This is a genomic window from Ruegeria sp. BI7, from assembly GCF_056537925.1.
In genome coordinates this window covers 1,360,816-1,373,715 of the sequence record NZ_JBQFSK010000001.1, presented here as the reverse complement: position 1 = coordinate 1,373,715, position 12,900 = coordinate 1,360,816, and the positions used below count along the sequence as shown (strand labels likewise).

At 56.3% G+C, this 12,900-nt stretch carries 11 protein-coding genes; 6 read left to right on the top strand and 5 right to left on the bottom strand.

Features of this window, described 5'->3' with window-relative positions; all coding sequences use genetic code 11:
• The first annotated feature begins 24 nt into the window (after positions 1 to 24).
• On the top strand, positions 25 to 807 hold the full coding sequence (locus ACR0JB_RS06880; RefSeq protein WP_170349014.1) for a DUF2189 domain-containing protein: 783 nt from the start codon (positions 25 to 27) through the stop codon (positions 805 to 807).
• Between the two features lie 2 nt (positions 808 to 809).
• Here ACR0JB_RS06880 and ACR0JB_RS06875 read toward each other — a convergent pair whose 3' ends face one another.
• From ACR0JB_RS06875 to ACR0JB_RS06865, 3 genes are all read right to left on the bottom strand, one after another.
• Positions 810 to 1,562, bottom strand: coding sequence for a helix-turn-helix domain-containing protein (locus ACR0JB_RS06875; protein ID WP_226688333.1), 753 nt, complete (start codon positions 1,560 to 1,562; stop codon positions 810 to 812).
• 290 nt (positions 1,563 to 1,852) lie between these two features.
• The gene (ilvN, locus tag ACR0JB_RS06870; RefSeq protein ID WP_170349013.1) at positions 1,853 to 2,413 is read right to left on the bottom strand and encodes an acetolactate synthase small subunit; all 561 of its coding nucleotides are present in this window, start codon (positions 2,411 to 2,413) and stop codon (positions 1,853 to 1,855) included.
• Between the two features lie 59 nt (positions 2,414 to 2,472).
• A complete protein-coding gene (locus ACR0JB_RS06865; protein WP_170349012.1) occupies positions 2,473 to 4,224 on the bottom strand; it encodes an acetolactate synthase 3 large subunit in 1,752 nt (583 codons plus the stop codon).
• A gap of 425 nt (positions 4,225 to 4,649) precedes the next feature.
• Here ACR0JB_RS06865 and ACR0JB_RS06860 point away from each other — a divergent pair, with 425 nt between their 5' ends.
• Both ACR0JB_RS06860 and ACR0JB_RS06855 read left to right on the top strand, forming a co-directional pair.
• A complete protein-coding gene (locus ACR0JB_RS06860; RefSeq protein ID WP_480789771.1) occupies positions 4,650 to 5,495 on the top strand; it encodes a HalD/BesD family halogenase in 846 nt (281 codons plus the stop codon).
• Positions 5,496 to 5,542: 47 nt separating this feature from the next.
• Positions 5,543 to 5,926 carry a bleomycin resistance protein gene (locus ACR0JB_RS06855; RefSeq protein ID WP_170396138.1) on the top strand — a complete coding sequence of 128 codons (384 nt, stop codon included), beginning with the start codon at positions 5,543 to 5,545 and terminating at the stop codon, positions 5,924 to 5,926.
• A 79-nt stretch (positions 5,927 to 6,005) separates the two neighbouring features.
• On the opposite strand, the gene ACR0JB_RS06850 is transcribed toward ACR0JB_RS06855, so the two are convergent.
• Together ACR0JB_RS06850 and ACR0JB_RS06845 are read right to left on the bottom strand one after the other, a co-directional pair.
• Positions 6,006 to 6,653 carry a response regulator transcription factor gene (locus tag ACR0JB_RS06850; protein ID WP_170349009.1) on the bottom strand — a complete coding sequence of 216 codons (648 nt, stop codon included), beginning with the start codon at positions 6,651 to 6,653 and terminating at the stop codon, positions 6,006 to 6,008.
• Positions 6,650 to 8,083: a cache domain-containing protein gene (locus ACR0JB_RS06845; RefSeq protein WP_170396136.1), complete on the bottom strand. Its 1,434-nt coding sequence runs from the start codon at positions 8,081 to 8,083 to the stop codon at positions 6,650 to 6,652. The genes ACR0JB_RS06850 and ACR0JB_RS06845 overlap by 4 nt, the downstream gene beginning before the upstream one ends.
• Positions 8,084 to 8,331: 248 nt before the next feature.
• On the opposite strand from ACR0JB_RS06845, the gene ACR0JB_RS06840 reads away from it, so the two are divergent.
• The 3 genes from ACR0JB_RS06840 to ACR0JB_RS06830 all read left to right on the top strand — a co-directional run bounded on the left by ACR0JB_RS06840 (position 8,332) and on the right by ACR0JB_RS06830 (position 12,833).
• A complete protein-coding gene (locus tag ACR0JB_RS06840) occupies positions 8,332 to 9,414 on the top strand; it encodes a TRAP transporter substrate-binding protein (RefSeq protein WP_170396134.1) in 1,083 nt (360 codons plus the stop codon).
• Between the two features lie 120 nt (positions 9,415 to 9,534).
• Entirely contained in the window at positions 9,535 to 10,461 is a 927-nt protein-coding gene (locus tag ACR0JB_RS06835) for a TRAP transporter small permease subunit (protein ID WP_170396132.1), read from the top strand.
• A gap of 17 nt (positions 10,462 to 10,478) precedes the next feature.
• Entirely contained in the window at positions 10,479 to 12,833 is a 2,355-nt protein-coding gene (locus ACR0JB_RS06830) for a TRAP transporter large permease (protein ID WP_170396130.1), read from the top strand.
• The last annotated feature ends 67 nt before the right edge of the window (positions 12,834 to 12,900 follow it).

Below are 12,900 nucleotides of genomic sequence, written 5' to 3'. Positions count from 1 at the left end.
GTCGGCAAGGGAGGAGGACAGAACATGGACAAGCCATTTGGTGTTCCGGAAATGGGGCCGGTGAATTTGGGGATGTTGCGCGAAGCCCTGCGCCGGGCCTGGACCGACTTTCGTCGGGCTCCGGTTTTTGGGCTTCTGTTTGCGGGGTTTTACGTGCTGGCCGGTTGGTTCATGGCCTGGATCACCTTGCAGACGGGCACGTCGTACTGGTTGGTTCTGGCTGCTATCGGGTTTCCTTTGCTGGGACCCTTTGCGGCGGTGGGGATGTATGAAGTCTCTCACAGGCTGGAGCAGGGTGAGACCTTGGAATTCAAGTCTATTTTCGGAGTGGTGGTGCAGCAGGGGCGCCGTCAGTTGCCCTCGATATGCGCGATTATTGTGGTGATGTTTTTATTCTGGTTCTTTCTGGGCCACATGATCTTTGCCCTGTTCATGGGGTTGTCGACGATGACAAACGTGTCGACCTCGTTAGAGGTGTATTTGACCGCCAACGGGTTGACGATGTTGGCTGTGGGAAGCGTTGTGGGCGCTGTGTTTGCGACGGTGCTTTATATGATCACCGTACTTTCCATCCCCATGCTGTTGGACCGAGAGCTGGATTTCGTGACCGCTATGATCGCCAGTTTCAGCTATGTCCGTGATCATTTCAGCGTCATGTTGTTGTGGGGAATCTTTATCGCCATCCTGACTTTTCTAGCCATGATTCCGTGGTTTTTGGGCTTGTTTTTTGTGCTGCCGCTGTTGGGGCATGCTAGCTGGCATTTATATCGGCTGATCACTCAAGCGTCGGGCGAAAACGCTGCGTGACGTCAGCTTGCCGCTTGCTGTAGCGAGCGTTCTGCACGGCGGGCGGTTCGCGCCGCTGCCAGAACGGCCGAAGGGTCTTCGCCCAGATGACGCAGTAGAATGCGCCGGGTCGTTGTCTCGCTGGCGGTCGTTCTGGACAAACAGATAGCCACCCCGCGCCAACGGTCCGAATGCTCATCGGTCCCGCGCGTTACCAGATAAATACGGCTGTTTTGCGAGGCTCGGCTGGACATCAGGATATAAATCTGCCGGCCAGCACAGGCGGCGATGCCTTGCACTTCACGTTCTGTCGGAGCGGCGCTCGGCATGCCAGGGCGCGGCTCATAACCACGCACCAGCGTGCATTGCGGCAACCGGCGCGCGTGAATCAACCGATGACGCGAGGGCTTAGGATCATCCAGTTCGGTCTCCGTCGCATAGTAGAACCCCGCCGGAAACAGGTTCTCGGTCAGTGTTGTGGGGCCCGAGCCCAGAAAATCTGTAAGGGCAGACGCTGCGGGATGTGTCGGAGAGCGGTCGATCTCGTCCAGCGGGCGCAGCAGAATACGGGCGTCCACTTCGAAAAACCGGCAAATCCGGTCCAGCACGTCAGGTCTTGGAAAACTCTCGCCACCAAGGTATCGGTTGAATTGCGTCCGGTTGACGCCCAATTGTCGGCAAAGTTCTGATACTGATGTATATTGCTGCGCAAGTTGTCTGAGATTGGCGCCGAACATCCTGCGCAATTCGTCCGGGTTGCGGATGTCTTTGGTCATAGGTGTCCCAGGTTCTCGCGACTTGTTTTATAGTACGCAACATGTTCGACCTGACGGTCGACATAACGCACATATCGTACAGATGACACGAACGGGCGCATCCCAACGCCACGTCACCCCCAGAGGCTAACGTCCAATCTTACAAACGCAATAGGCTTTATCTTGTTTTGCGTGATCTTTTTGGGCGCTTTGGCGCCAATAAACGTTATTCGGCCAGTTTTAGCTTACAAGGCAGCATGACAGGCCAGAGTTTCCCCACCCATACGCGAGCCGACAGGGTGGGGTAAATGTTACTCGCCACGCAGCAGGGCCGCTACGCCAGTGCGGGCCACTTCGACCAGACCCAGAGGGCGCATCAGATCGGCAAAGGCGTCGATTTTGTCTGGGGCTCCGGTGATTTCAAAAATGAAAGAGTTCAGCGTGCTGTCGACCACGTTGGCGCGGAAGATATCGGCCAGACGCAGCGCCTCGACCCTTTTGTCGCCTGCGCCAACCACTTTGATGATCGCCAGTTCCCGCTCGACCGCGTCGCCTTCGACGGTCAAATCATGCACGTCGTGAACGGTGACGATACGACCCAGCTGCGCCTTGATCTGCTCGATCACCTGCGGCGTACCGGTGGTGACGATGGTGATACGGCTCAGATGCCCGGTGTGGTCAACCTCGGCCACGGTCAGGCTTTCGATGTTGTAACCACGGCCCGAGAACAACCCGATCACACGGGCCAAGACACCGGGTTCGTTTTCGACCAGAACCGCAATCGTGTGGCGCTCCTGCACGTCCGAAAAGGTCGGGCGTAGGTTATAGGCAGAATGGCGGGTAGAACCTTTTTTGATATGTAGGGCAGACATTTACGTCCCTTTCATCATCCTTGTGGTGTTGGGCGCGCCGCCGCGCCCAACAAATTTCGTCAAACCAGAACCGAGCCTTTGGAGTCGATCACGCCCTGTGTTTCGGCCTCGCCCAGCAACATCTCGTTGTGTGCCTTTCCTGACGGGATCATGGGGAAGCAGTTCTCGTGTTTTTCCACCAGACAGTCAAAAATCACCGGACCGTCATAGTTGATCATCTCCATGATCGCGTCATCCAGATCGGCAGGGTCAGAACACAGGATGCCTTTGGCGCCGAATGCCTCGGCAAGTTTGACGAAATCGGGCAGGGCCTCGGACCACGAATGCGAATACCGCTCGCCATGCAGCAGCTCCTGCCACTGACGGACCATGCCAAGGCGTTCGTTGTTCAGGATGAACTGTTTCACGGGCAGGCGGTACTGAACGGCCGTGCCCATTTCCTGCATGTTCATCAGCCACGACGCCTCACCAGCCACGTTGATCACCAGCGCGTCCGGATGTGCCATCTGCACTCCAACAGAGGCCGGGAAACCATAGCCCATCGTACCCAAACCACCCGAGGTCATCCAGCGGTTAGGGTCTTCGAACCCAAGATACTGCGCCGCCCACATCTGATGCTGACCGACCTCGGTCGTGATGTAGCGGTCGTGCTTTTTGGTCAGCTCTTCAAGGCGTTGCAGCGCATATTGCGGTTTGATGGTCTTTTCACTGTTGGTGAACGCTAGGCAATTCACCTTGCGCCAGTCGCTTATCTGGGCTTGCCACTTCTTGACGGCGGCCGCATCGGTCTTGCGGCCGCGCGATTTCCAGACCTTGAGGATATCCTCAAGCACATGTGCCACGTCGCCGACAATCGGGATGTCCACGCGGATCACCTTGTTGATCGACGAGGGATCAATGTCGATATGCGCCTTTTTCGAGTTCGGCGAGAACGCATCAATCCGTCCGGTGATCCGGTCGTCGAACCGTGCGCCGACATTGATCATCAGGTCGCAGTCATGCATCGCCAGGTTGGCCTCATACAGGCCGTGCATCCCCAGCATGCCCAGCCAGTTTTCACCCGATGCCGGATAAGCGCCCAGACCCATCAGAGTCGAGGTGACCGGAAAGCCCGTCGCATCAACCAATTCGCGCAGCAATTGGCTGGCAGCAGGGCCCGAGTTGATGACGCCGCCGCCAGTGTAAAAGACCGGCTTCTTTGCGGTCTCGATTGCCGCAACCAGTTCGGTGATCTCTTCCAGATCGCCTTTCAGAACCGGTTGGTAGTGCGATGTTGACGGTTTTGGCGCGGTATACTCACCCGAGGCAAACTGAACGTCTTTGGGAATATCGACCAGCACCGGCCCGGGGCGGCCCGAGATGGCGACGTGAAATGCCTCATGCATCGTCTCAGACAGCGAATCCGTGTCCTTCACCAGCCAGTTATGCTTGGTGCAGGGGCGGGTGATACCGACTGTGTCGGCCTCTTGAAAGGCGTCCGAGCCGATCATGAAGGTCGGAACCTGCCCGGTCAGAACCACAATCGGGATCGAATCCAGCAACGCATCGGTCAGGCCGGTCACCGCGTTGGTGGCGCCGGGGCCAGAAGTCACCAGTGCAACGCCGGGTTTGCCGGTTGACCGGGCATAGCCTTCGGCGGCGTGAACCGCGCCCTGTTCGTGGCGCACCAGAACGTGCCGAATGTCGTTTTGCAGAAAGATCTCATCATAGATCGGTAGCACGGCGCCACCGGGGTATCCGAATACCGTGTCCACGCCCTGATCCTTGAGGGCTTGAACTACCATTTTTGCGCCGGTCATCTCACGTGTCATCTGCTTTGCTCCGTTCGCGACATGTGTCTTGCGTTTAGCATAAAAAAAGCCCCCGAGATTTTTCGGAGGCGCATGGGTTCGATTATGGTTTACCGTTACCGGCCCATGCGCGTGTTTCCTACGATTACGACTAGCGCTTTCATCGCCAGAGGCTCCTTTTCAGCTTGGCAGGGACATTATGGGCGGGCGAAAGGGGCGTCAACAGGCAATCGTACCAATTTTGTAACCTGAGATGCAGATTTTGCGACATTTTATTGCGCAGATTGCCGCAGGTTGGGAATTTCCGCGAATTTCTGCCCGCTCATGATGGTTTGGGCTGGAATTTGGCAGGTCTGAAAGCGTCAAGGCAATGTCCAAAATTGACATGAGCGACCCGGTTCTGTGCGGCACGCTGGTCTCAGTTGAACAGATAAGGGAGGCGAAGAATGTTGCAGGACCTCATAGATCTAGGGCGGTATCCGATCGATCGGCCCGGGTCGCGGGGCTATGATCAGACGATTGCAGATGTGCGGAAAGAACTTGATCAAGACGGCTGCGCGGTTCTGCCAGGATTTGTGCATGAGGACGGTTTGGAGTTGCTGGTGAGCGAGGCGGATGAGGTTGCCCCACAAGCGCATCGCTCTTTCAACAGGACCAACGCCTATTTCACCAAGGATGATCCGCGCTTTGGGATCGGGCATCCGATACGCCGTTTTTATGACCGCTCAAACGCCTTTGTTCCCGCAGATAATTTCCCCACGTCGGGTCCTTTGCGGCGGATTTACGAATATGAATGGTTCATGCCTTTTGTCCGTGACGCATTGGACGAGCCCGAGGATCGGTTCTTTCGCTATGATGATCCGCTGGCAGATGTGATCATTAACGTGGTCGAAGAGGGGCAGGGCTTTCCCTGGCATTTCGACACCAACAACTACACCGTTACGCTGGCCATCCAGAACGGAGAAGTTGGAGGCACCTTTGAATATGTACCGAACCTGCGCACGGCCGAGGATGAAAATTTTAAGTCCGTGGCCTCGGTTTTGGACGGAGACAGGGCGCGGGTGCGAGAGCTGGTGTTGCAACCGGGGGACCTACAGATTTTCAAGGGACGGTACGCGCTGCACAGGGTGGCCCCAGTAACGGGTGCGCGCACCCGGTACGTTGGGATCTTCTCATTCGTCGAAGCGGAAGGGATGTGTGGAGGTGTTGAACGCACACGGCAACTGTACGGGCGCGTGTTACCGCATCATCAAGCGCGTGAAGGGATGCGAAAGGATCAATTGCTGGACTGAAAAATCTGGGGTTAGAATAAAGGGGTTTTCAGCGACCGGAGGGTCCGATGCCTACGATTTTACAGCTTACGCCATTTGTTCTGTGTTCTTCCCTGCAAAAGCAGATTGATTTCTACTGCGACCGTTTGGGATTTTCTTGCGGGTTTCGGCAGGACAATTACGCTTTTTTGTCATTGGGTTCGGTCGCAATTCGGCTATTGGAATGTCCGCCACGCGATGATGGTCGCCCGTTGGGAGAGGATCAGTCGTTTTACATAGACGTCGACGGGATCGACGCATTGTACGAAAGTTTACGACCGGGCCTGGCTGATCTGCCCGAAGGGCGCGTGCGCCCGCCGTTTGATCAACTCTATCTGCAGCGCGAGTTTCACGTTATCGACGAAGACGGGACGTTGGTATTCTTTGGACAGGATATCAGCCCGAGGGGGTAGGCCCTCCCGCCCGTTGTCAATACACCTGCGGCGCATCTCCTCCGGTTAGGCCGGGCAGCGCTGCGCGCTGTGGGCGTGTTTAGAAACCGGGGCTGGTGCCTTGCAGGACACCGTGTTCCAGCGCGTATCGGGTCAGACCCGCAGTGGATGAGATACCCAGTTTGCGTTTGATGTTCTTGCGGTGAGTTTCCACCGTGCGCACAGAGATTTCCAAGGTCTGCGCCACCTCTTTGTTGGACTTTCCCTGCGCCAGTTCCAGCAGGATGGTCTGTTCACGGCCGGTCAGCGCCTCACGTGCGCTGTCTTGTTTGGGCTGCAGCGACCCGCTGGCACCGGTGCAAAGGTACTGCTCGCCGCGCATCACCGCGTCGATGGCCTGTTTGATCTCATCCGTCGGTACGTCTTTGAGGACATAACCCTTGGCGCCGTGGTTCAGTGCGGTCGAAATATATTCGGGGCTGTCATGCATCGACAGTATCAGGATGCGGGTCTCGGGCAGGCGCTCCAAAATCATCTCGGTGGCGCTGAGCCCGCCTAGGCCAGGCATGTTCAGATCCATCAGGATCACATCGGGGGACAGATCGGCTACCTGATCGACGGCCTCTTGCCCGGTGCCAAGTGTGCAGACCACTTCGATGTCGGGATAGCTTTCAAGGATCGACTGAATCCCTTCAGCCACCATCGGGTGGTCATCCACGATCAGGACCCGGATCGACTGTGCGCTCATGTACCGGCCTTTCGGTTCGGAGTTGCGTCTTCCTGAGGCGGAAGCAAGTGGCTAAGCGGCAGGGTAACCTCGATTACGGTGCCGCCGTGCGGGCTGCGTGATGACAGAATACGCAGTGATCCGTCAAGCTGTTCGATGCGTTCCTGCATGTTGCGCAGCCCGATCCCGGTGCTGACGCCTTCAGCCTCGCGGGGCAGGCCGCGACCATTGTCGGTGATGCGCATGGTGGCACCCTTTTTGTGACCGCGCAGATCAATTGTAACATGTGTTGCGTCGGCGTGGCGTTCGATATTGGTCAGGGCTTCTTGTGCGATACGGTAAAGGGCGATCTTGGCGTCCTGATCCAACCGGTTTCGAAACACGACGGTCGAGAATTCGGTCTCAATCCCCGTACGTTCGCGGAAATCGTCGGTCAGCGCCTTCACTGCGGGGCCAAGGCCCAGATCGTCCAGCACACCAGGGCGCAAATCGCGGCTGATGCGGCGCACCTCGGTGATTGCGGTGCCGAGATGCTCGATCCCCTTGTCCAAAGGAGCGTGGGCCCCGTCGTCATCGCCCCGCGCAAGCCGCCGCCGGGCATTGTCCAGCGCGTAGCGCACACCGACGAGTATCTGGCTGATCCCGTCATGCAGTTCGCGCGCCACTCGGCCCCGCTCTTCCTCTTGCGCGTCGAGAACCCGTTGCGTCAGGTCCTTCAGCTTGGCATCCGCCAGCCGCCTTTCTCGAAAGTTCAGGAACATGCCCGAGGCAAAAACGACCAGCACCGCTGCCAGAACGATGCCGCCAATATACATAAACGTCCGTTGCACGCGGGCCTCAACCTCGGCGCGGGCGTTGGCAACGGTCGCCACTATGTCGTCGATGAAGACACCGGTGCCAACAACCCAGCGCCAGTCCTGCAAGCCCACGACATAGGCAATCATCTGCGCCTCTTCCCCGGTCGATGGTTTTTGCCACATAAAATTGTGCCACCCCGACCCTTGCCGGGCGAGGCGGATGAATTCTTCTACAATTGGCGTGCCGTCACTGTCGCTCAGACCCTCCCAATTGCGGTTGATGAACTCTGTCTGGCGTGGGCTGACCAGATTGGTGCCGTCATAGTCATAAACGAAAAAGAAACCGTCCTTACCGTAGATCATGGCCGACAGGATTTGGGTCACCAGATTCTTAGCATCACGATCATCCGGAGACGCGCGCCCATAGATATAGGCAAAGCCATTCCGTGCCTGCGTGACGTAGTTCCGAAGCTCTTCTTTCTTAGCTTCTATCAAACGGTGCTCCAACGCCTGAATCTCGCGTTGGGCGGTTGCTCGGGATTCATAGGCAACCAACAATGCAATTGCGGCCACCGCGACGACCAGTGGAATCGCGGCAACAAGCGATAGTTTCTGGCCGTATGTCAGCGAAATCAGATTGCGAAATCCCCTCATGGTCGAATCGATACGAAACAGAGAGGGAAAATGCAAAACTTTATGAAACTGCGCATGCTGAAATGCTTGAGAACACGAAGAAATGGCTTAAATCGACGCAGTTTCATCGGCAGAAACAGTCAAATTTACCTTCGTCTACGTAGTAGTAGGTATTCACTTTCAACACATGCTCATTAGTCTGGCGCGCACTGATAACGACAAAGCCCGGCATTGACCCGGGTCAAGAGAAAGTTGGGAGGAACACTCACATGGATCGTCGTTCATTTCTAAAAACATCTGCTCTGGGCGGTTCGGCAGTTGCGGCCACCACGCTGGCGGCTCCGGCTTTTGCGCAGGGCAAGCGTACGCTGACCATGGTCACCTCGTGGGGTCGTGGCCTTGCAGGTGTTTTTGATGCGGCACAGCGTTCGGCCGACATGATTACCGAAATGTCGGACGGCAATCTGACAGTTGAAATCAAAGCGGCGGGTGAATTGGTTGGTGCGTTTGAAGTTTTCGACGCGGTGTCGTCGGGTCAAGCTGATATGTACCATGCCGCCGATTACTATTTCGTGGGTCAGCACCCTGGTTATGCTTTCTTCACTGGCGTGCCATTCGGGATGACCACGCAGGAATTCAACACCTGGTACTATCAGCAAGGCGGTCACGAACTGCATGATGAACTGGGTGAAATTTTTGGCCTGAAATCATTCATTGCCGGCAATACCGGCGCACAAGCGGGCGGCTGGTTCTCGAAAACGATCAATAGTCCTGACGATTTCAATGGTTTAAAAATGCGTATGCCTGGTCTTGGTGGTGAAGTCATCGGTAAGCTGGGTGCGTCTGTTCAGAACATACCTGGATCAGAAGTGTATCAGGCACTGTCATCGGGTGCTATCGACGCGACTGAATGGATCGGACCGTGGGCGGACGAAAAGGCTGGCTTCTTCGAGATCACGAAAACCTACTACACTGCTGGTTTCCATGAGCCGGGCGTGGGTCTGTCGCTGGCAACCAACCGCGAAGTATTTGATGGCCTCAGCAATGCTCAGCAGAGAATTATTGAGATTGCAGCCGCTGAAACCAACCAGTGGAACTATGCTCAATTCCTGTCTAACAACGGCCCCGCATTGGGCCGGTTGCGCGCAGCAGGCGTAGAAGTTCAGGAATTCCCGGATTCAGTTTGGGATGCCTTTGGTGAGAAGACTGTGGAAGTTATGGAAGGTTATCGCAGCGACGACCTGTTTGCGAAAATCCATGACAGTGTCAAAGATGCCGTAACGAACACTTCCGGTTGGCTGTCCATCTCCGAAGGAATCTACACAGAGCAGCGTAATCGCGTTCTGGGTTAAATCTCAGACATTAATCAATTGGTTTCCCCGCTTGTTCGGGGAACCCTTTCCTGTTGCGAATGCGCGGACCTATCAAACCCGTTATAATCAGCAGTGCAACTGACGAGACCTGGGGACAACATGCAGGACGAAAACGGTTTCTCGTTCTTCGGCGCCCTGTGGAACGGACTTGTTTGGTTCGTTCAGAACATTGCCGAAGCCTTCTATAATTTCGGATACGCCATCACGCATCCGCAGCTCTGGCTAGATTGGTCGGACAAAGAGGCCATTATGCGCTTCGTCTATTATGGCGGATCGGTTGAGTTCTTCTTTGTGGTTTTCACCATCTTCCTGGTTTTGACTGTCATTGGGCTGTACTACCGGAATTTCATGTGGGGGATGGTGCGGGGCCTTGAAGGGTTCGCCAACACCACCGGGCGGTTCTTTGCCTGGGCAGGCCTGCTGATGGTGCTGCAGCAGATCGTTATCGTTTTCATGCAACGGATCTTCACCCGACCGGATATAGCCTTCGGTCTGGGTATTCCGCTCCAGTTGGACATCAGCTGGTATGCCGAAGAGCTAAAGCTTTACAACGCCATGGTAGTCTGCCTGTGCTGTACCTACACATTCGTTCAGGGTGGGCACGTCAGGGTTGACCTGATCTATGCTGGCATTAGCCACCGAGCCAAACGCGTGATCGATATGCTGGGTTCGCTGCTGTTCATGATGCCAATGGCGGTGCTGACATGGATGTATGGCTGGTACTTCATGTGGCGGCACCTGATCGTGCCGAAGCCATCGGCAAGTGACACCTTGGACCGTTTGGTTATGAAATCCCGCGCGCTGCGCTGGAATGTCGAAACCATAGGTTTCAGCCCAAATGGCTTCAATGCGTATTTCCTGTTCAAGGTCCTTCTGGTCCTTTTTGCGGGAATGGTGTTCCTGCATGCGATCGCATTCTTGTACCGATCGTATCTTGAATACGTGGAAGGACCGGACAGTGCTGGAAAATACCTCGACAAGGATAGCCTTGGTGAGGGTGAAGAAGCCTTCGAAGGCGTACATTAAGGACGGAGACCAAGACTATGCTATTCGGACTTGATGGCGTCGAGATAGGCCTCATTATCGTATTTTTCTGCCTTTTCGGAGGCATCCTTTCCGGGTTCCCGGTGGCTTTTGCCATCGGTGGGGCTGGTATCATCTCATTCGGGATCATCGCGGCATTGGACAGTGCCGGGTTGCTGGTGCATCAGGCCATCGACTCGGGCACGCAGGCCTATCGGGATCTGGTGAATTCGGGCGTCAAACCTGACACCATATCTGTTTTCCGATACCCGGAATTGCCAACCATTGGCGAGCCGGTCTTCCCCTCTGGCTGGGAAACTGCGCTGGACCGCAACGTGTCGTTCATTGTGAACCGTATCAACGAACGTGTTCTGGCTGGGCAATCCATCGAAACCCTTTTGGCCGTGCTGATGTTCGTCCTGATGGGCATCACGTTGGAGCGTTCAAAGATCGCCAACGATCTGCTGACGACAATGGCGCGTGTCTTTGGCCCGTTGCCGGGTGGTCTGGCCGTGTCGATCGTGGTTGTGGGGGCGTTTCTGGCGGCCTCGACCGGGATTGTGGGCGCGACCGTTGTGACCATGGGTTTGTTGGCGCTGCCGACCATGTTGCGAAACAACTACTCGCCTGAACTGGCAACCGGTGTGATAGCCGCCTCGGGGACGTTGGGGCAAATCATCCCGCCTTCTATCGTGATCGTTCTGCTAGGCACGCTGGCTGGTGATTTGTATTCAACTGCGCAGGAAACCCGCGCGGTTGAGGCCGGGTGTACCGACGCGCTGACCTATCTGGGTGAGCCTGCGGTGGTCTCGGTCGGCACATTGTTCCAGGCGGCCTTGCTGCCGGGGATCATGCTGGCCTTGCTGTATGCGCTCTATGCTTTTGGCTATGCGTTGATGAACCCCGAAAAAGCCCCGGCCGTGGAACTGGGCGGCGGTGGCGGTGAACCGATCACCCGCGGTGAAGGTCTGACATGGCTGCTGGGGGCGCCCGTCGCGCTGATCGTGGGTGCCGTTCTGCTGGGCAGCACAGGTGTGATTGGCAGCCAGAACATCACTGTCTCGGCCTTTTCGGATATCGGTGAGGGCGCTTCGCTGCGCACCAACGTATCTGAGGAATGCAAGGTCTCGATGATCGAACTGCACGGTCAATCCGCCTGGGATCAGGCCGTGGCCGAGCAGCAAGCGTTGGATGAGGCGGGCGGTGTTTCTCAGGCTCAGCGCCTGACCGAAGAAGAGCTGGCCGCTGCGCAGGGGGCCAAGATTGCCGCTACTGCACCCATTGGTACTGGTGTCGCGGTTATCGTTGTGCTGCTGGGTCTGACCTTGCTGTTTGGTCGCGGCATAGCACCGTCGCAATCCACACAACCACTGATCATTGGATCCATCGGCCTGTTGTTGATGGTGCTGGTGGATGTGCTGCTGATTGCGCCGACGACCTCGTCAGGGGTGGCCTTCGTGATCATGGCGATACCGTTTGCGCTGGCGATCTATGGCTGCAAGTTCGCGGCTGAACGCTGTGCCACCAACGATCTGATCCGTGTGGTCTTTCCACCGCTGGTTCTGATTATCGCGGTGCTGGGGTCGATTCTTGGCGGCATTACCAACCCGACACCGGCGGCGGCGCTGGGTGCCGGCGGGGCGATCATGCTGGCGGCTTATCGCAAGCTGCAGGATCAGGGGCGCTCGGGGAAAGTGATCATCTGGTCAACTTTCGCCGTCATCATCTGCATGCTGATGGGCATAAATTTCGATCTGCGCATCAATCAAGGCGATGTCTCGGTCGAAAGCTGGATCGCCTTCATCTTTGCCTACGCGGCTTACCTCTATGCGCTGTTCGGATTGATCTTTGCCTGTTGGGTTCTGTTCTCAAGCGGAGTTCTAACCCCGGTTGTGCGCGAGACGGCCAAGGTGACGTCAATGGTCTTTACCATCCTGATCGGCTCGCAGCTGTTGAACCTGGTGGTGATCTCGTTTGGCGGCGAACATTACATCCAGCAATTCCTGCGCAGCTTTGACAACGAGTTCACGGTCTTCCTGATCGTGATGTTGGTGCTGTTCATTCTGGGCTTTGTGTTGGATTTCCTCGAGATCATCTACATCGTGATCCCCATCGTGGGCCCGGTGATCTATGGCGGGTCGTTCGATCCGAAATGGGTGACGATCATGGTGGCGGTGAACCTGCAGACCTCGTTCCTCACGCCACCGTTCGGGTTTGCGCTGTTCTACCTGCGGGGGGTTGCGCCGAAAGAGGTGACGACGGGCCATATCTATCGTGGGATTATACCATTCGTGATCATTCAGGTGGTGGGGATTGGTATCTTGTGGTCCTTCCCGTCGATTGTGACCATTGTGCCGGACCTGATCCCGAATTGATTGGTTACTGTGATCCCACGGAAAAGGGGGCCGATTGGCCCCCTTTGCTTTTTTGTTTGTTGAAGGG